General features: G+C 47.4%; 16 protein-coding genes and 1 tRNA gene. 9 read left to right on the forward strand and 8 right to left on the reverse strand.

The window, feature by feature from the left end:
- Positions 1-32: 32 nt before the first annotated feature.
- On the forward strand, positions 33-326 hold the full coding sequence (locus ACIDITHRIX25_RS81280) for a cell division protein CrgA (protein WP_052604452.1): 294 nt from the start codon (positions 33-35) through the stop codon (positions 324-326).
- A gap of 71 nt (positions 327-397) precedes the next feature.
- Positions 398-2,539, forward strand: coding sequence for a S9 family peptidase (locus ACIDITHRIX25_RS81285; RefSeq protein WP_201733533.1), 2,142 nt, complete (start codon positions 398-400; stop codon positions 2,537-2,539).
- Positions 2,540-2,911: 372 nt separating this feature from the next.
- On the opposite strand, the gene ACIDITHRIX25_RS81290 is transcribed toward ACIDITHRIX25_RS81285, so the two are convergent.
- The 3 genes from ACIDITHRIX25_RS81290 to ACIDITHRIX25_RS81300 form a co-directional block, all read right to left on the reverse strand.
- Positions 2,912-4,087: a thiolase family protein gene (locus tag ACIDITHRIX25_RS81290; RefSeq protein ID WP_052604450.1), complete on the reverse strand. Its 1,176-nt coding sequence runs from the start codon at positions 4,085-4,087 to the stop codon at positions 2,912-2,914.
- Positions 4,088-4,385: 298 nt separating this feature from the next.
- Positions 4,386-6,104 carry an adenine deaminase gene (gene ade / locus ACIDITHRIX25_RS81295; protein WP_052604449.1) on the reverse strand — a complete coding sequence of 573 codons (1,719 nt, stop codon included), beginning with the start codon at positions 6,102-6,104 and terminating at the stop codon, positions 4,386-4,388.
- A 371-nt stretch (positions 6,105-6,475) separates the two neighbouring features.
- Positions 6,476-7,000: a DUF4395 domain-containing protein gene (locus ACIDITHRIX25_RS81300; protein ID WP_201733534.1), complete on the reverse strand. Its 525-nt coding sequence runs from the start codon at positions 6,998-7,000 to the stop codon at positions 6,476-6,478.
- Positions 7,001-7,061: 61 nt separating this feature from the next.
- Between ACIDITHRIX25_RS81300 and ACIDITHRIX25_RS81305 the strand changes: the two genes are divergently transcribed.
- Both ACIDITHRIX25_RS81305 and ACIDITHRIX25_RS81310 read left to right on the forward strand, forming a co-directional pair.
- The gene (locus tag ACIDITHRIX25_RS81305; RefSeq protein WP_160291711.1) at positions 7,062-7,199 is read left to right on the forward strand and encodes a hypothetical protein; all 138 of its coding nucleotides are present in this window, start codon (positions 7,062-7,064) and stop codon (positions 7,197-7,199) included.
- A 132-nt stretch (positions 7,200-7,331) separates the two neighbouring features.
- Positions 7,332-7,883: a COG4315 family predicted lipoprotein gene (locus tag ACIDITHRIX25_RS81310; RefSeq protein ID WP_052604447.1), complete on the forward strand. Its 552-nt coding sequence runs from the start codon at positions 7,332-7,334 to the stop codon at positions 7,881-7,883.
- Positions 7,884-8,142: 259 nt separating this feature from the next.
- Here ACIDITHRIX25_RS81310 and ACIDITHRIX25_RS81315 read toward each other — a convergent pair whose 3' ends face one another.
- The 3 genes from ACIDITHRIX25_RS81315 to ACIDITHRIX25_RS81325 are packed head-to-tail and all read right to left on the reverse strand — an operon-like array spanning position 8,143 to position 9,383.
- Positions 8,143-8,463 (reverse strand): hypothetical protein, encoded by a 321-nt coding sequence (locus ACIDITHRIX25_RS81315; protein WP_201733535.1) that lies wholly within the window; start codon positions 8,461-8,463, stop codon positions 8,143-8,145.
- 34 nt (positions 8,464-8,497) lie between these two features.
- The gene (locus ACIDITHRIX25_RS81320) at positions 8,498-9,190 is read right to left on the reverse strand and encodes a transposase (RefSeq protein WP_201733536.1); all 693 of its coding nucleotides are present in this window, start codon (positions 9,188-9,190) and stop codon (positions 8,498-8,500) included.
- The gene (locus ACIDITHRIX25_RS81325) at positions 9,150-9,383 is read right to left on the reverse strand and encodes a hypothetical protein (protein ID WP_201733537.1); all 234 of its coding nucleotides are present in this window, start codon (positions 9,381-9,383) and stop codon (positions 9,150-9,152) included. The genes ACIDITHRIX25_RS81320 and ACIDITHRIX25_RS81325 overlap by 41 nt, the downstream gene beginning before the upstream one ends.
- A gap of 609 nt (positions 9,384-9,992) precedes the next feature.
- Between ACIDITHRIX25_RS81325 and ACIDITHRIX25_RS81330 the strand changes: the two genes are divergently transcribed.
- Both ACIDITHRIX25_RS81330 and ACIDITHRIX25_RS81335 read left to right on the forward strand, forming a co-directional pair.
- Positions 9,993-11,306 (forward strand): histidine--tRNA ligase, encoded by a 1,314-nt coding sequence (locus tag ACIDITHRIX25_RS81330; RefSeq protein ID WP_201733538.1) that lies wholly within the window; start codon positions 9,993-9,995, stop codon positions 11,304-11,306.
- A 336-nt stretch (positions 11,307-11,642) separates the two neighbouring features.
- Positions 11,643-12,569, forward strand: a complete 927-nt coding sequence (locus ACIDITHRIX25_RS81335) for a cation diffusion facilitator family transporter (RefSeq protein WP_201733539.1) — start codon at positions 11,643-11,645, stop codon at positions 12,567-12,569.
- Positions 12,570-12,699: 130 nt separating this feature from the next.
- Here the strand turns inward: ACIDITHRIX25_RS81335 and ACIDITHRIX25_RS81340 are convergent.
- Both ACIDITHRIX25_RS81340 and pheA read right to left on the reverse strand, forming a co-directional pair.
- Positions 12,700-12,786 (reverse strand) — tRNA-Ser (locus tag ACIDITHRIX25_RS81340).
- Between the two features lie 14 nt (positions 12,787-12,800).
- Complete coding sequence (pheA, locus tag ACIDITHRIX25_RS81345) at positions 12,801-13,736, reverse strand: prephenate dehydratase (RefSeq protein ID WP_201733540.1); 936 nt, start codon at positions 13,734-13,736, stop codon at positions 12,801-12,803.
- Between the two features lie 530 nt (positions 13,737-14,266).
- On the opposite strand from pheA, the gene larB reads away from it, so the two are divergent.
- The 3 genes from larB to ACIDITHRIX25_RS81360 are packed head-to-tail and all read left to right on the forward strand — an operon-like array spanning position 14,267 to position 17,235.
- Positions 14,267-14,995, forward strand: a complete 729-nt coding sequence (larB, locus tag ACIDITHRIX25_RS81350) for a nickel pincer cofactor biosynthesis protein LarB (RefSeq protein ID WP_201733541.1) — start codon at positions 14,267-14,269, stop codon at positions 14,993-14,995.
- Positions 14,992-16,245, forward strand: a complete 1,254-nt coding sequence (gene larC, locus ACIDITHRIX25_RS81355; RefSeq protein WP_201733542.1) for a nickel pincer cofactor biosynthesis protein LarC — start codon at positions 14,992-14,994, stop codon at positions 16,243-16,245. The genes larB and larC overlap by 4 nt, the downstream gene beginning before the upstream one ends.
- Positions 16,246-16,299: 54 nt before the next feature.
- The gene (locus ACIDITHRIX25_RS81360; RefSeq protein WP_201733543.1) at positions 16,300-17,235 is read left to right on the forward strand and encodes an aldo/keto reductase; all 936 of its coding nucleotides are present in this window, start codon (positions 16,300-16,302) and stop codon (positions 17,233-17,235) included.
- Positions 17,236-17,423: the final 188 nt, after the last annotated feature.

The raw sequence follows: 17,423 nt of genomic DNA on the forward strand, positions 1-17,423 counted from the left end.
ATGATTAATTTCGAACGAGAGGATTTTATTAGATGGCACGAACTCGCAAAGGGCAAACTGTTGGGGCTAACAAAGGGGGTCATAACGTCTCTTCGAAAAATAGGTCCACGACCTCCTCAAAGCGCTACACGCCTCCAATTCCAACTTCGCAAAAGAAGTCTCCTCGATGGATGGCCTATCTTTTGATATCATTTTTGATTCTTGGCTTTATTTTCCTCTTTGTCAACTATTTGGGAGTTCTTCCTGGAGGGGCTTCTAATTGGTACCTACTGGTTGGACTGGTCTTTTTGGCTGGCGGTTTCTATATGGCTACGCGATATAGATAGGTCAATGGCTATCACAATCACTGAAATTGGTAAGTGGCCCTAAAGTCGATGGTACGATTAGGTTTATTTAGGTGCTAAATGAATTTGTTCTTGACCTTGAGACCCTAGCTAAGCGGCCCTATCCAGGAACGACTGTTCCAATCTCTCCTACATTTTCAAAGAATTCGCCATATCTTTACTTTTTGATGGCGCGATCCAGCGATTCGAATAATCTTTCGCTTTGTCGAGGAGATCTAGATGGCGGCGGAGTCGAAGTCTTGATCGATGGTGAGGATAGCTCCGCCTTACCAACTTTAGCCGAAGAGCTAAGGAGAGAGAGGCTACGTCTTTCGGGTAACGGCGTGAGTGGATTTGTCCTCTTTGAATCCGATACCAAGTCGCTTATTTTGGTGAATGTTGGTGGCCACTATCTAATCTACGATCCCGATCTCGCCCGAGTCAGTTACGAGTTTGAAGGTGAATCGATTGAGCGAATTGAACTGGATCTTGACAATGATGCTGCGGTATGCACAGATGGAAAAAGACTCTATCGGGTTGATCTATCTGGGGGTGAATCGACCACAATCGATGAAGTCAAAGGTGAGGGTCAACTCATTGGGGTAGCAGAATTTGTGGCCCAGGAAGAGCTTGATCGACTCGAGGGCTTTTGGCTTTCTGGCGATGGACGTCGCATCGCATACTGCGTTGTGGACCAATCGGGAGTCGAGCCATTTTGGATATTTCACTATGGAGCCAAAGAGATTCGAGCTGAAAGTCATCGCTACCCTTTTGCAGGAGCGCCAAATGCTAAAGTTGGAATCTTGATAGACGAGGTGGAGTCGCTAGGGGTAAAAAAGGGTAGCCCAAGAGCAATTGACTTAGAGACCGACAGCGAGGACTACATAGCCAAGGTCTCTTGGTTAGATTCCAAAACGCTCTTAGTTGCAACATTAAATAGGAGACAGACCACCTTAACCTGGCATTTTGTTGACTGTGATACAGCAGCTGTGGTGGCGCGGATAGAAGATAAGCTCGAGCCTTGGGTCAATTTGCCCTCAAGTGTGCTTCCAATTGATGCGAACCGCTTTATTACAACTACTGAGCGTTCGGGATTTAGTCACGTCGCGATCTATAACTCGAATGGCGTGGTCGACCAGGTCACATTCGGAGAGTGGATGGTGACCTCTCTGGTTGACTTCGATCCGGAGAGCGGCTACATCTATTTCGTAAGTACAATAGTGGATCCCTGCGCTAGAGACCTATCGAGAGTGCATATATCTGGTGGAGCGCCAGAACTTATGACCAGCGGCGAGGGCGTCCATGACTGTGTTGTATCGATTCAAAACAGAGCATTTTTAGATATCTATTCTTGCCTATCGCACTCCTATATCTCGCGCGTGATGAGTTTCGACTCCGAAGTCCTTCTCGACCTAGGCGACGAGCCTCTAACGCCACAGCAACTCGCACTAACATCACCTCTGCGTTTTGAATTTGACGCCGTTGATGGAACCAGATTGATTGGCCATCTTTACCTTCCTGGGGATCGAAATCCTAGGGGTCTGCCACTTGTGATCTCGGTTTATGGAGGCCCACATGCCCAGCGGGTGACCAATTCATGGAGTTCTACTATAGATTTAGAGGCTCAATACTTAGCGTCTAGGGGAGTCGTCGTAGCCAAGATTGATAATCGAGGTAGCTATGGCCGGGGCCTAGATTTCGAGGCGAAACTTAGTCGAAAGTTCGGAACGATCGAGCTTGAGGATCAGATTAGTGGTATTGACTATCTAAGTGAGCGATTTGGGATTGACCCGAATCGTGTTGGGATCTATGGATGGTCTTACGGAGGATTTATGACCCTTAGTGCACTGACCAAACATCCAGATCGATTTATAGTAGGGGTAGCAGGTGCCCCAGTTGTGGACTTTTCCTTCTATGACACCGCCTATACGGAGCGATATATGGGAACCCCCGTGAACGAGGGTCCCGCCTATGAGATAGCCGATGTGACTAACTACGTCGAATCATTGAAAGGAAAGCTCGCTATTATCCACGGACTTATAGACGAGAACGTTCACTTTAGAAATACAGCGTATTTCCTAGAGGCAGCTATTGCTCACGGAAAAAAAGTAGATCAGATGATCCTGCCACAGTCACGCCATATGCCAAGAGGGCAAGAGACTTTGCTTCAAATTGCTCGGATGAGGACTTCATATCTTTTAGAAGCATTGACCTAGGAGGCAATTGAGCTAGTGGATTTTTACCTTTTTGGATATTAGGTTCTGCCCTCAAGCCATGTAAGTTACAGCAACCGCAATGAGAGTCAAAAGATATCACCCGAAATAATTGATTTTGAATTGTATAATTGTCTCCAGGAGTTGGTCCTGGGCAAGATCGATTATTGCTGGCGACAGCGATAATCTCGCTCAATAAGAGATTCAATAGATCCTGAAATAGCCCGAAAATGGAGAAAAAGAAACCTCCAACTTGCCAATTGAGGCTCGATCGAAAGTTGATCGGTATTGGTCAAATTTATTTCAAGTTGGAGGTTCTGCTCTTTTGTCTACTCGCCCATAAAGATGCCTTTTGGGTGGGTAATACGGTGGTGACTATCCTAGTCTCTCAATGATGGTTGCATTGGCCATGCCGCCGCCTTCGCACATCGTTTGAAGGCCATATCTTTTATTTGTTCGCTCAAGTTCGCACAATAGAGTAGCCAAAAGTTTGGTTCCCGAGGCCCCAAGTGGATGGCCCAGGGCAATTGCGCCTCCGTTGACATTTACTTTGGCCATATCTGGATGAAGCTCCTTCTCCCATGCCAGCACTACCGAGGCGAAGGCCTCGTTTATTTCAACGAGATCTATGTCGTCCATCGTCATCTTTGTTCGCTCTAATATCTTTTTGGTAGCTGGGATCGGACCTGTGAGCATTGTGACTGGATCTACCCCAGCCAGCGAAAATGAGACAAAACGTGCTCGTGGAGTGAGATTTAGTCGACTAGCCATCTCTTCGCTCATAATCAGAGCAGCCGAAGCTCCATCGGTAATTTGAGAGGAGTTGCCAGCTGTTACCTTGCCATTTTCTTTGAATGCGGGTTTGAGATTGGCTAGGCCTTCCATGGTTGTGGCCCTGATGCCTTCGTCGGAGCTTTGAACTTCGCCAGTTAGATTGCCTTCGCTATCTTTGATTTCGATTGGAATGATTTCACGATCGAACCGTCCTTCTGCTCTCGCTTGAGCAGCAAATGTTTGACTTCGCAAGCTGTAGGTATCTAGATCTTGTCTTGAGAGGTTCCATTGGTCAGCGATCATCTCTGCAGAGATGCCTTGGTTTACAAGACCTCCCTGCTCGCGGTAGCGATCTCCAACCATTGGGCCAAAGGGCTTACCGGGACCGTTCATAGCCGACGATCCCATTGGCACTTGAGACATCGCTTCAACCCCGGCGGCGATTACTATGTCATGGAAGCCAGAGATAATTCCTTGAGCTGCAAATGCAGCAGCTTGTTGTGAGGATCCGCATTGGCGATCGATCGAAGTGGCACATACTGACTCTGGAAAACCCGCTGCCAAGACAGCATTTCTGGCGACATTTAAACTCTGTGCTCCAACTTGCATGACACATCCCATGATGACATCTTCTATTAGAGCTGGATCTATGTCGTTTCGTTCAACGAGCGCCTTAAGTACTTGCGCTGCGAGATCCGCTGGGTGCCAACCAGAGAGTTTTCCATTTCGGCGTCCACCCGGTGTTCTAACTACGTCCACAATCACTGCATTGGTCACAGTATTCCTCACTTTTTAAAATTCTTTGTTTGCCGTGTTTTAGTTTGACCTCAAACTATCTTAAAGTTACCAGAATTACCACCGTTTTTTACTCCAAATGAGCCATGTGCATGCATTGTGAGCTAACTTTTCCAAATGGGACGGAAGCGATCTGTCAAACTCGAGCTAAATCAGAAACTCGGGCTAAATGAGTCAGTGTCCACCGTTCTTTAAAAAGGGATCCGTTAATTCCAATTGAGTCGATAGCCGAATAAGGATTTCATGGGCAAGGATTCGCCAAAGACAACCGGGAGGTCCTTTAATTCGTCAAGGTCGTCTTTGTGAAGGAGACTACATCGATAAGTCCAAGATCTGTAATCCGTAGCTCCGGGATTACTGAAAGACCGAGGAAGGAAAGGACCATAAAGGGTGCTGGAAGGGTGATGCCAAGGGAACTGTGGGCTTGAGCTTCAAGATTTTCAAGTTCCGCAGCGATTTCGGTCGCCCTTTTTGTAGAGATCAAACCTCCGATTATAAGAGGTACGACTGCTATCACTTGGCCATCTAGTACCGCCACTTGACCCCCTCCTATCTCGTTTAGAGTCTCTATCGCTATTGCCATGTCGGATGCACCATTTTGAGCCATCGAACCCAGGACCATTATGTTGTGGGCATCGTGGGCGACAGTTGATGCTATTGCCCCTTGGGTGAGGTTGAAACCAGAGACAAGGCCAAGGCCAAAGCGCCCTGTTCCGCGGTGGCGCTCAATTACCGCTATTCTCGCACAGTCGGCGACCTGCGAACCCGATCGAACCAGATGGGTGGTGGAGAGTGAGTCGTGATGTACCCCGATTACTTTGTAGCTTTTGTCGGGATCAACTTCAATCTCAAAGTCTTCTTTGGTAAATTGCCTTGCAAGACGGACGCTCGATTGCATCCAGGATGGTGCCGGCCTCGAGGGGACGACTCCCTCTAAGATGGTGCCATTTTGAGCGACGAGGGAACCGCGAACGTAAACTCTTGAGGGTTTAAAGTCCACTAGGTTATCAAGAACCAATAGATCGGCTTGATAACCCGGCGCTAGGCTGCCCAAGTCGTGCAAGTTGTGGTATTGTGCGGCGTTGGTCGATCCAATTATTATTGCATCTTCGGGGGAGACTCCAGCGGCAACTGCCATAGCGACACAGTCATTGACATGGCCTCGCCTAATCAGGCTCGAGGGTTCGCGATCGTCGGTGCATAGGGCAATTCGATCGGTTCCACCGACTAGGACGGTCTTTATCAAATCATTGAGATTTTTACTCGCAGAACCTTCACGAATGAAGATCCACATCCCCTTCTGTCGCTTTTCGTGAGCCTCTTCAAAGGATGTGCATTCGTGATCTGACTCAACACCGGCCGTTAGATAGGCATCAAGAGACTTTCCGCGCACCATGGGAGCGTGACCGTCAACTCTTTTACCTTTGGCGCTGGCTATTTTTTTGAGCATAATTGGATCTCCGGCGATTACGCCGGGATAGTTCATGACTTCTGCCACCCCAATAGCTCCATAGTGATCCATTAGATCTTCTATATCTTCAACAGATATCTCAGCGCCAGGCGATTCAAATTGTGAAGCTGGAACACAAGATGATGCCACAACTTTGAAGGTGAATGGAAGGTCCGAGGCAGCGTCGATCAACTCCGCCACTCCAGGAATTCCAAATACATTTGCTAATTCGTGTGGGTCGGCCACCACCGCAGTGGTTCCTGCTGCTAGAACAAGAGAGACAAATTCATCTACCCAAAGTTTGGTGGATTCTAAATGCATATGGGCATCGATGAAACTTGGAATGAGGTAAGCGCCTGAGACGTCGACAACCTCTTTGGCGCCTCGGTCGCCCCAACCAACGATCGCACCGTCTCCAATTGCCAGCGAAGTCTCTACCCATTCTCTTGTGGCACTAGAAAATACCTTTCCACCGACAAGTAGGAGATCTGCCTCCACGTCGCCGCGCGCCATTGCAATTGCTAATTGTGATCTTGGTGTTCGTGCCATGGACAATATCTTATTGAGATGATTGTGGTGCTACCCAAAAAGACCGCCCTTTCCCGCGAAGATTTTCATATCTTTTACATTGGTATTTGCTTGTAGCTTTAGTGCTCGCAAGTTGTGGAATAGTCAGGTGAAAGATGCTAACGCTACCAGCTAGGGGTTTGAGGACTAGGGGTCGATGGTGGTTGAGTTTTTTGGTTGGATTCTACCCATTGATTTTAAGGCGAATCTTGAGGTTGACCTGTTTCGACCCACCTGCTTCGAACGAATAGGGATATAGATCTGGAGAGCTAGAGCATATGGGTCAAGAAAAAGCAGATAGGTATCTATGGTGCAATAGGTTTCTCTCTACCTATCAGCTTATGAGAGAGAGGTCATTTAGCGTATTGGACAACACAACTTGGACAGTCGTTGTATGTGACGATTCCAAAACGAAACAGGAGTGCGAATGCCTTGCAACCCAAGCAGTAACTAAAGAAGGCTTCCAATGCCGCGGCTATTCCAAGTAAGGCGAGGATGATCTGTGATGGAAGAACAGAGTGCGTAGCTAATGCAGCTATGGCTGCTGCTATGGAGAAGACAACGCCAATTCCTTGGGCGAATCGTTTGGGTTTTCCAGCCACAAGTTTCTCATGGTTGGGCAAGTTGGGAGCTACTAATTTAGTTGCTATCTGTCCTAGGATTGAGATCTTTGGTCCAGCGGCTAGACGAGCTATGAAACCACAGCAAAGGGGTATGAATAGCAGGCGATTGTGGGTTGTTATGATGAGCACAACCATGATCACAACTCCAAGCGCTACGCTTCGGGCGGCAACTTCATTTACCGGATCGGGAAAGGTAAAGAAGTTGGTTGCCCTTTTGGATTTTTGTTGTGAATCTAGAGTCTGGCGTTTTGGCAAAGCTGTTTCCTACTCATTTCGATGGCTCAAGGTCTTGACTAACCACTCTAATAGGTAATAGATGACTAAAGCTATCGGATTTATCGAATTTATCCCATTTGCCTCTACCGGACCAGTGCTACTTTTTATAGAACTTAGTCACGCCAAGGCATGGTTGTGGTTGAAGGGGAACTCCGTGACTGATACTGCCGAAATGTAATGCCTGATCCGTATTTCATTTAGCTTCAGTTTATTTTCATAATTTCATGAGAAATCGGAATGAATGGTGATGAATGAGCTTTGTTATACCTATACAAATCTGTGACTAGAGTCACGTAATTGGAGGTGCGCTATGAAAAGTCGCCGTCTATTTTCCATCGGAGCCCTCTCGAGTGTAGCTTTAGTAGCCGCCTCTTGTGGGTCCTCTTCTAGCAGTGCTACCGGTTCGTCGGTCGCTTCGTCTTCGCCATCTACTAGTGCATATTCAGCATATGGAGCGACTCCATCTACTACGGAGGCCTCTTCTGGGTCATTGGGCTCAGGGGTCAAGTTGACGACCGAATCTTCTAAGTACGGGTCGATCTTGGCACTATCTAGCGGGCAGACTCTCTATATGTTTACTCCTGATTCTGCCACCAAGGCCACCTGTACCTCTTCGGCCTGTTTGAGCGCTTGGCCAGCAGTATCTTCAGTGCATTTAGTAGTAGGTGTGGGTCTTAATAAGACCAAGGTTTCCTTTTTAAAGGAAAGCAACGACTCTTCCCAGGTTGTCTATGGTGGCCATCCGCTATATCGGTTTGCAGGCGATACCTCTCCAGGGGCAACCAACGGCCAAGGAGTCGTTGCTTTTGGAGGAACATGGTACGTTGTCTCGGCTAATGGAACGCCGATAACAACCCCTTAGCCCGAATCCACAGAATTAAACCAGCTTGAGCCCTTCGGTGTGAATCCAAGTCGGTTTTTTGGAACTGATTTAGGTTTGACGGAGGGTCTATGGCTTAAATCTGGTTTCAGAGTGCCAAATATGACCTATTCGCTTTGTGATTGAGCCTTTTTGGTCATTTTTGAGATTCTGAAATCTCATTTTGGCCATAGTGACCCAATCCCTTGTCTTCTAGAGCAGTTCCTTAAAGTAATATTCAGTGTGTTAGGTAACCAGATGTTCAGGTGATGGCGATCTCAAACTTTCTGATCCGATCAAGAGCCTCTAAGAACTTATCCTTATAGTGCCAGTGTTCTTCAAGATGCAGTATTACTTTTCTAGCTGAACGAGTGATATGTCCTGCGATCTGAAAGTAACACCGTCGAAGCTTTGGTGTGGTTATTACAGTTTCTGTAATAGCACCTATTCGCGCCAGGTTGTGCAGTTGCACCGTGCCAGGTTGTGTGCAGTTGCACCGTGCCAGGTTGTGTGCAGTTGCACCAATAACTAACCAGACCAGAGCTAACCAGACCAGAGCCAACCAAACGGCATTAGCGTTCATGTAACGTCTTGTAAATCTTTTGCAAATGCGCAATTTACTGTATTTGACGGTATTTCACTTCTGCTACATCAGCTCCACCTTCAAGCCAGTAGGGAATTGAAGTCCAGGCATCCTCTTGGATATCGGAGATGATACCTTTTAGTCTCTTGGACATCCGTGTTGTAATAGAAAAGCGAACATCACCCGCACTAGCTGCGTCTCTAACGGCTCTTGAGAAGAACCCAGAGTCAAAACACATGGTTATTTCACCAGTTGCTCCGGCGGCTCTGGCATTGTTGATTACCTGAGTTACAAATTCTCCGGCACCACGAGCGGTATTGGCGTTGCCTTCACGTGTCACTATTCCAAGAATGTCACCTGTTTTACCAACAGCTGCTTTACCAACAGCTGCTAGGTGTGGGTGATACCCCCTTAGGTTGGTATAACCAAAGTAAGCTCCTTCTTTTTTGTTTCCATATACCTGACATATCGTGGAATCAACATCAATGGTGAGCGGCTCATCACCTGGACCTGCTCCAGCTAGCCAGGCTCGTTTTAGCAACAAAGCTGCAACTCGTTCAACATCTGCGATGTCACTGGTCTCAAAACTACGCAAGAAGACACCAAACCTAGATGGTGCTGGCATTATCTGACCAAGAATCACTTGCGCATTTGGGCTTTCAAGGATTGCAGTGTCATCAATGCAATCACCACCGGCCAAAATAGATGCGATGCAAGATAGATGCAATGATAGCCATAGCTTTTCTGCCAACATTTGCTCGTCCAGGACGATCCTCTAGGTCAATGTGTAAATCAAAGAGATCCCTAAGGCCAAGTTTCTCAGCAAGGGTGATAGGGAGTATTAACCCACTGTTGGAAACTGCGTTCGAATCGTCAAAGGTGACTATCAAACACTCTAAAGCACTAGCAGATGCTCGCATCTAAAAGGTGCTCCTTGAACTGATGGATTTGAATTGTATTCAAACATCATTCCACGAGTTCAGAGCACCCTTTCTATGTCTAAATCAAAGTTGAGCGGCTAAATTTTCGGTGGATCCAGGCTTAAGGGCAATTATGCCAACGGAAGCTTTCTGACTAAGTCGGCGGGCGCTATGGTTAGATCTAGCAGAGGGCTCAGTGTTGGATGAGAGCTAGCTTCCAAGGCGAGTTTTCCCGGTCGGCCTTGTGATTTTTGGAATAACAGACCCCGATGTTCCTTCAATGGCGTCTTTGTGGAGAGGAAGACAAGTCTTTGCAAAAAAGGTTGTCAGCACCCCAAATGATCATGCGAGTAAAGTCAAGAGTAAAGACAAGACTTGATCTAGGGTCGCACCTAGTGGTTGGACATTGTGAGAGCCTTTGGTTGATTGGGTATTTGTCCAACTGGGTCACAACTTTATTATTGATTTAAGAGCATAACTTTGATTGTTGTCATCTCCCATGCGATCGCGACCGCCAGCGTCGATTGAAATGTGGTCCTTTGTCTCATGGATTTTTATCAAATCGCTACTATCTTGACTTATAGATAATTTTTGAGCTGAGGTTATATTTTGGTCAAGGTTGACACATCTCCAGCACGTGGCATGCGTGATCTTTTGCCGAGCGAGGTCGAAAGTCGATCCAAAATTGCGGAGGTAATTCTTAGAACATACCGTGAGCATGGATTTAATCAAATAGAGACTCCAGCGGTGGAAAACCTTGAAAGATTGATCGGTTCGGGCGGCGGAGATAATGAAAAGCTTGTCTTTAAGATCTTAAAGCGCGGTGAAAAGCTAAGTGACCTAAGTGACGAAGGGTCTTTAGCTGATTTGGGTCTACGGTTCGACCTCACAGTTCCTCTTGCCCGATATTATGCCCAAAACTTCTCAAAGTTGCCATCGGTCTTTCGATCGATCCAGATTGGCCCAGTTTGGCGAGCCGAGCGGCCACAAAAGGGGAGATTTCGACAGTTTGTTCAGTGTGATATCGACATAATTGCCGAGCCTAATGTGACGGCTGAACTCGAGTTGATTTCCACCTCTTTAATCGCTACGTCGCGACTAGGCATTAATGATTTAACTCTTCGATATAACCATAGAAAGTTCTTGGATCAGCTTCTGCCCTGGAGCGGTGTGGCGCAAGGGTTGATCGGAGCCGCCTTGATTATCTTGGATAAGCTCGACAAGATTGGGGCCGATGGAGTCTCGCGCGAACTCATAGAGTTGGGCGTAGATGAAGCGGCGACCTCTAAGTTGGTTTCTACCCTGTTGGAGATCTCCACAAGCGACGCGTTGCCCCATGGTCTATTTGAGGAGATGAACCTCTCGGAGGCGGTTCAATCTGAGATTTCGGCGATCGCAAGTTTAGGCCACAATGGACGTTTCGGCGATGTTAGGTTTTTGTTTGATCCGACTGTAATTCGGGGTATGGGTTATTACACAGGTGCCATCTTTGAGTTAGGAGTCTCTGAGTTTGGCTTTTCGATTGGCGGCGGTGGTCGATACGACAATATGTTGGAGCGCTTCGGACGCCCAGCACCAGCTTGTGGTTTTTCTCTAGGCTTTGAGCGGATAGCGCTCTATCTTTCAGAACAAAAATTTGAGATTCCAGATGTAAAACCGCTAGTTCGAGTACGTTGTGAGAATTGGGCTAGCTATGGCCTTGCAAGTGAATTTGTCGATCGTGCGATAGGAATGGGCGCAACCGCTCAAATTGAAGGCAGTTCTCGTAAGTTGGAGTCGGCGCTTAGAAGCTATCGAAGTGACTATGACGCAAGGGATACAAAGCCGCCCTGGGAGATCTTGATTGAGGTGGCCCAAGATGCAAATCGGATCCATCGAATCGGTGGTGAGGCCCCGGAATTTGATATTTCCTTTCGGTCATAAGCCGTTAAAGATGAATTTATAGCCTCCAGAGATCCAATGGACAAGACCTCTAATAGGAGATTTTGAGCTAGTTTGTGATTCTTATCCTGGATTTTTCATTGGTGACGGCTTCCGCGATCAACCTTAAGCGATCAACCGCAAGAGACAATCAACCGCAAGAGACACAGGTGATTTCCACGTCTAGTGCTTATTAGGTCAGTGCCAATTGGTGCCCGGGTGAATGATCATATAATTAGATCACTTTTATGAGTTGATTCGATTTCGGTCTTCGATTGCCAACCTGATTGGAAAAGATCGTAAATTTATTGTGAGTTAACTCGGTTAGGCTCATTTGGTGTGTCAGGTTCTTCGCGTCGAACAGTTGTTGTAGCTTTTATCTCCAATCTAGGTATCGTCATCGTAAAGCTGGCTGCGTTTTTGATTACGGGGTCAGCATCGCTATTCTCTGAGGTCTTGCATTCCACGGCGGACACTACAAATCAGGGTTTATTAATGGTGGGCCTTGAACGATCGAAGCGTAAGGGAGATGCTCAGCACCCCTTTGGTTATGCGACCGAGCGTTATCTTGTTGCCTTTGTGGTTGCTATTGTGCTTTTTGGGCTAGGGTGCCTAGCCTCTCTTTATGAGGGTATCACCAAGCTTGTTCACCCCCACCCTGTTGGTTCGCCCCTGGTCGGTTTAGCCGTCTTGGTGGCGAGTCTTTTTTTAGAGAGTCTTTCCTTTCGTAACGCAAAAGGCGAAGCGGCCCATGACCAAAGGGCCAACGAGTCGATCTTCAAATTTGCACATCGAACGAAAGTAGCAGAGATACCACTCGTTCTCTTCGAGGACCTAGGAGCAATCGCTGGACTTTTAATAGCTTTAATTGGGTTGGGCGCAAGTGCAATCACAGGAAATGATCGCTTCGATGCAGCAGGGTCGTTGTTGATCGGAATACTTCTAGGTGCAATTTCGATATTTCTAGGACTGGAAGTTCGGAGCTTGCTGATTGGTGAGTCGGCGGATCCTCTGGTCGAAGAGGCGATCCGAGTCGCAGTTTTGGAGAGTGATCACATAAGACGTGTCATATATTTGATGACGATGCATTTAGGGCCAACCGATCTCCTGGTGGCAATCAAGGTAGCATTTGATGGTGATTTAGCTTTTTCAACGGTGGCCGATGAGATCGACTTGGCCGAAGTGCGTTTGCGTGCCGTGGTACCTTTTGCCCGGTTGGTCTTTGTCGAACCAGATATTTGGCGAGAGAATCAGGACAATAAGTAGTGAGAACTTCTCGTCCCTCGACGATTTTGCCTCAACGAACCTCGATGATGGCTATCGCTTAAAACCCAGGAGTCATGTATCTTTAGATGAAGTATCAACGCCCACCAAAACATAGGTGCTACTAGGTAAGTGGCGGAGGGAGTGGGATTCGAACCCACGGATCTTTTGGATCAAAGCATTTCAAGTGCTTCGCATTTGTCCGCTCTGCCATCCCTCCGGAGTACAATCTAATCAAAAATTGCCCTGAATCCTGTCAATTATTTTGTTAATCCATATCCTTGATGGGTCGCTAGCGTCACTTTCCAAAGGCAAACCTTTAGGATCTGTCATGTTGGGAAAGCTGCCTAGAAACTTTATCTCAGGTAGTTTTCGCTTTAAACTCATGATTGCGTCAGTCACTATTGGATCGCTCACGTGGCCCTCTAGTTCAATGACAAAACAATAGTCTCCAAGGCCCTCCTTCGAAGGTCGTGATTCGAGCTTTATTAGGTTTACGGTTCGTGCGTAGAATTCGGCAAGGATTGAAAAAAGAGAACCGGGCGTATCAGAGAGTTGGAAGCATACCAAAGCAGTTTTGTCGTGGCCGCTCGAGGGCGGAATGCCATCTTTTTGGACAAGAAAAAAGCGAGTCTGGTTGCCCTTGTGGTCTTCGATGTTTTCGGCTATTACCGAGAGGTCGTAGATCTTTCCAGAGACTCTTGGGGCGATCGCTCCGATCGCTCCATCGTTCTTTAGAGCCACCATCTTTGCCGCTTCGGCAGTTGATGTGCTTGCATTTGTAACGGCATTTGGAAGGTTGCTAGAGGTGAATTTCCTACATTGACCAAGTGCATGGGGATACGACCAGATCTCTTTGATATCGGATAGCGTTGCGCCCCGAAGTCCCAAAAGTTGAAGGTGGATGTCCAAAATAACTTCTCGAACTATTGTGAGATCGTAATCAAAGACCAGCGAGTCGATCGTGGCTGACACTGTGCCTTCGATGGAGTTTTCAATTGGTACGAACCCTAAGTCGATCGCGCCAGAATTGAGCGCATCTAAGACGGAATCGATAGTGATGAATGGAATCAGTTCGAATCCCAAGAGGTCTTTTTGAGAAAGAAGAGCCTCTTCTGTAAAGGTACCTTCGGGGCCTAGAAATCCCAGTCGCTTATTTGGATAACCCATAGATCTAATTTACCCTAGTGACCATCGATAGGCACGTTCTTTCTCAGAGCAATAGTTGTTACGTCGGTCCAGTTCGATAAGGAGATCTTGGCTTAGCACAGGTGAAATCTAATCAATGGCGCTGTGAACCACAACCACGCGCCACAACCACGCGTCGTAACCAAGGCAATAGCAGTGGAGTCAATCGGCGCAATGAGATAACGGATGGTTTTTGCTATAGGGGTGATTTGAGCCCTAAGTTAGATGTGGTCGGTCCTTTTCACCCAGGGGCGAGGTTGATATGGTTAGGCTCCAAGATCTATCTTTTTGTTGGTTTTTATCTTTTGTGGCCACGTGAAGCATTGCGAGCGCAGTGACGTATCTTGTAAGTGACGGATTTAGATCCATTTTGAACCAACGGGAGCGCAATCCCCTTCCGTAAGGGCGGGGAGGTTCACGTTCAATTTGCTAATTCGCATAGCATGATTGAGATAGTTAGACAGCGTGTTGGCTCTATCGATAATTCGAAATTTTATCCAAGTTAGGAAATAATGTCGACAGGTGATTTTGCAGAAGTTGATCATGGCAGGTTTCCCCGAATTGGCCTCCCTGAGGCGATCTATGGCCCAGGTAAGACCGAAAATCAAATAGTTCAGTTGGCCATGGAGATGGACGCACAAGGACAAGGACCGGTTCTAGTTACTAGAGCAAATTCGGCGGCGGTCGCTAGCCTTCTTCGAGCCTTTCCTGGTGCTATGGTCTATCCGGGACGAGATCAGTTTCCAGATGCTCTAGCGACCGTTGTAATTGCAGCTAATGATAATCGGCCCGAGAAGGTTGGAATCGTGACGGCCGGGACGACCGATCTTGTGGTGGCGAATGAAGCGGCCGGTACGCTTAGCGCGTGTGGAATCGGTTTTGATCTGATCTGTGATGTTGGTGTGGCGGGTATTCACCGGTTACTTTCTAAGATCGATCAGATTAGAAAATTTGATGTAGTGATCGTGGTGGCGGGCATGGAAGGTGCTATTACCTCGGTTTTGGGTGGGTTGATCTCTAATCCGATTATCGCGGTTCCCACCTCTACTGGCTATGGAGCCTCTCAGGGTGGCCAAACGGCAATGATGGCGATGTTGGCCTCATGTGCTCCTGGTGTGAGTGTGGTGGGTGTTGACAATGGCTTTGGCGCTGCCTGTGGCGCGATTCGAATAATCAATTTGTTGTCAGCTAAACACCAAGAGCCCCAAGAGATACCAACAGTTGTGGAGCATCAAAATTGAAGGCCCTTCGGTTGTGGTGTCCGTCGGGACTTTCTGGAGATATGTTCGGTGCCCTCTGCTTTGACCTTGGTTTGGAACCAAAGATCGTCAATGACGCTATTGGCGCCTTGGGGTTGGCGGGTGTTGAGATCATCGTTAAAAAGGTAAAGAAGGGTGACTTTTCAACTACCTCGTTTTCGGTAATGGCCCAAACGGTGCAACCTCCAAGAGCCTTGGATGATATCCTCAAATTGGTTCAACAAAGCGGTCTATCTCTTGGGGTTATCGAAGGATTCTCAAAAGCCATTATTCGCCTTGGTGAAGTTGAGGCGAAATTGCACGGAGTTGCGCTCGAAGAGGTCGTCTTTCATGAGATCGGTGCTTGGGATACAATTGTTGATCTTTTGGTGGGAGTGATCGCACTCGAGTACTTTGAGGTGGAGGGGGTAATAGTCTCTGACCTCGAAGTAGGGGGAGGGCTAGTTGCCACCTCTCATGGGGTGCTAAATCTGCCATCACCAGCCACTCTGGAACTTATTTCACGCTTTTCCTTCACTCAAGCGGTGAGAGGAAATGAACTTTTGACCCCGACCGGAGCCGCTCTATTATCCGTATTTGCATCTGAGCCATGGCCAACGATGGCCTTTAGGGCGCAAAAAATCGGATATGGAAGTGGGACGATTCACCTGGAAGATCGTCCCAATATGGTAGTGGGGGCCCTTGGAGAGGCCACTACCCCTGGCCAGAGATACTCCTATGGCCAAGAAATTGCTGTCAGTGGCTCTAAGGCCAAGGGGGATGGTTCGCATGACTATCCTTCTAGCTTTGAAGTTGTCTGCCTGCTTGAGACTAATATTGACGATCAAAGCCCTGAGACTTTGGCTTCAGTTGTTGAATTGCTTATCGCAAAGGGCGCGATTGATGCGTGGGTTAGTCCGATAGTTGCGAAAAAGGCTCGTTCTGGCTCTTTATTTAGCCTGATCTGTAAGGTTGATGAGGCGGATAGGTTCTCCAGAGAGATCTTTGCCTCGTTAGGGACTTTAGGGATTAGGCGTTCTATGGTAGATCGAGAGGTCTTGGCAAGATCCTTTATGCAGGTGGAGCTATATGGAAGGTTGATCTCGATAAAGGTAGGACCCTTTGCCTCCAAGATTGAAGCGGACGATCTGTATTCGCTTGCTTTGATCTTGGACAAGCCATTTCTTGAATTGAAGCGAGAGGTCGCTGCGGAGTTTTCTAGATGTCATCCAGGACTGCCTTTTCCAGTTTGAGTTTTTGGAGCGATGGGCACGCAAAGGTGCCGTTCTTAGGTAAGAATAGAAGTTATGAGATTTAGACAACTGGGAAATAGTGGTCTGACAGTGTCAGAGGTCGGCCTTGGCTGCAATAATTTTGGAGTTCGATGCGACTTAGAGACAAGTCGTAGCGTAGTTGATCGTGCCATCGAGCTGGGTATTACATTTTTCGATACGGCTGACATCTATGGAAATCTTGGTGGTTCAGAGACCTTTTTAGGAGAGATCCTCGGCCCACGGCGCGACTCTATCATTTTGGCGACAAAATTTGGAATGTCGATGGAGACGGGCGACATTGCGCGCGGTTCAAGGCGATATATCAATAAGGCATTTGAGGCGAGCCTGCGCCGGCTAAAGACCGACTACATCGACCTCTATCAGATCCATGAGCCAGACCCCAATACCCCTTTGGAAGAGACCATGGCGGCACTAGATGAATTGGTCAAGCAAGGCAAAGTTCGCTATGTGGGATCGTCTAACTTTGCAGGCTGGCAGATCGCATCGTCAGACCATATCGCCCGTGAAAGAAATTACGAGCGTTTTATCTCAGCTCAAAACCACTATTCGCTTTTGCATCGTAAGGTTGAAGATGAGGTGATACCTGCGGCAAAAGCATTTGGAGTTGGGATTCTTCCATATTTCCCGCTTGCCTCAGGACTGCTCACGGGTAAGTTCAAGAGGGGGGCCGAGGCGCAAAAAGGTACAAGGCTTGCCTCTCGTCCAGGTGAGTTTGCGCGGGCTAATTTTGACTTGATTGAGGAGTTAGAGAGCTGTGCCAGTCAATTTGAGATGGAACTGATCGACCTAGCTTTTGGGTGGCTTTTGGCAAATGAGGCAGTTTCGAGCGTTATAGCAGGAGCTACCTCTCCAAAACAGGTAGAGCGAAATGTGAATACCAACAAAATTATCTTGTCCAAATCTCAATATGATGAAGTTGCCATAATCTTGGCAAAGTCCTCCAATTGAGCTATAAATTCACCCCCCAATGCTCATTAGGTTTTACCTGGTTTGGCGTTGGTGACAAGATCTTTAGCTTTTAGGTTCTTAGTTATTTCGGCATCGGCTGATAAATTTGGTGGTTTGTCTCTTGAGTGCAGGGCAATTAGGCTCTGAGAAACCCCGGTATTGTTATTGGATTAAAAGGTGTTCTAGAT

This window comes from Acidithrix sp. C25, from assembly GCF_904848545.2.

Bases quoted from the DNA above. Each gene is read 5' to 3' on its own strand.
- ACIDITHRIX25_RS81280 (WP_052604452.1), top strand. From the start codon at position 33: ATGGCACGAACTCGCAAAGGGCAAACTGTTGGGGCTAACAAAGGGGGT.
- ACIDITHRIX25_RS81305 (WP_160291711.1), top strand. From the start codon at position 7,062: ATGACTAAAGCTATCGGATTTATCGAATTTATCCCATTTGCCTCTACC.
- ACIDITHRIX25_RS81325 (WP_201733537.1), bottom strand. From the start codon at position 9,383: ATGCGAGCATCTGCTAGTGCTTTAGAGTGTTTGATAGTCACCTTTGAC.
- ACIDITHRIX25_RS81360 (WP_201733543.1), top strand. From the start codon at position 16,300: ATGAGATTTAGACAACTGGGAAATAGTGGTCTGACAGTGTCAGAGGTC.
- ade (WP_052604449.1), bottom strand. From the start codon at position 6,104: ATGGCACGAACACCAAGATCACAATTAGCAATTGCAATGGCGCGCGGC.
- larB (WP_201733541.1), top strand. From the start codon at position 14,267: ATGTCGACAGGTGATTTTGCAGAAGTTGATCATGGCAGGTTTCCCCGA.
- ACIDITHRIX25_RS81315 (WP_201733535.1), bottom strand. From the start codon at position 8,463: ATGAACGCTAATGCCGTTTGGTTGGCTCTGGTCTGGTTAGCTCTGGTC.
- ACIDITHRIX25_RS81310 (WP_052604447.1), top strand. From the start codon at position 7,332: ATGAAAAGTCGCCGTCTATTTTCCATCGGAGCCCTCTCGAGTGTAGCT.
- pheA (WP_201733540.1), bottom strand. From the start codon at position 13,736: ATGGGTTATCCAAATAAGCGACTGGGATTTCTAGGCCCCGAAGGTACC.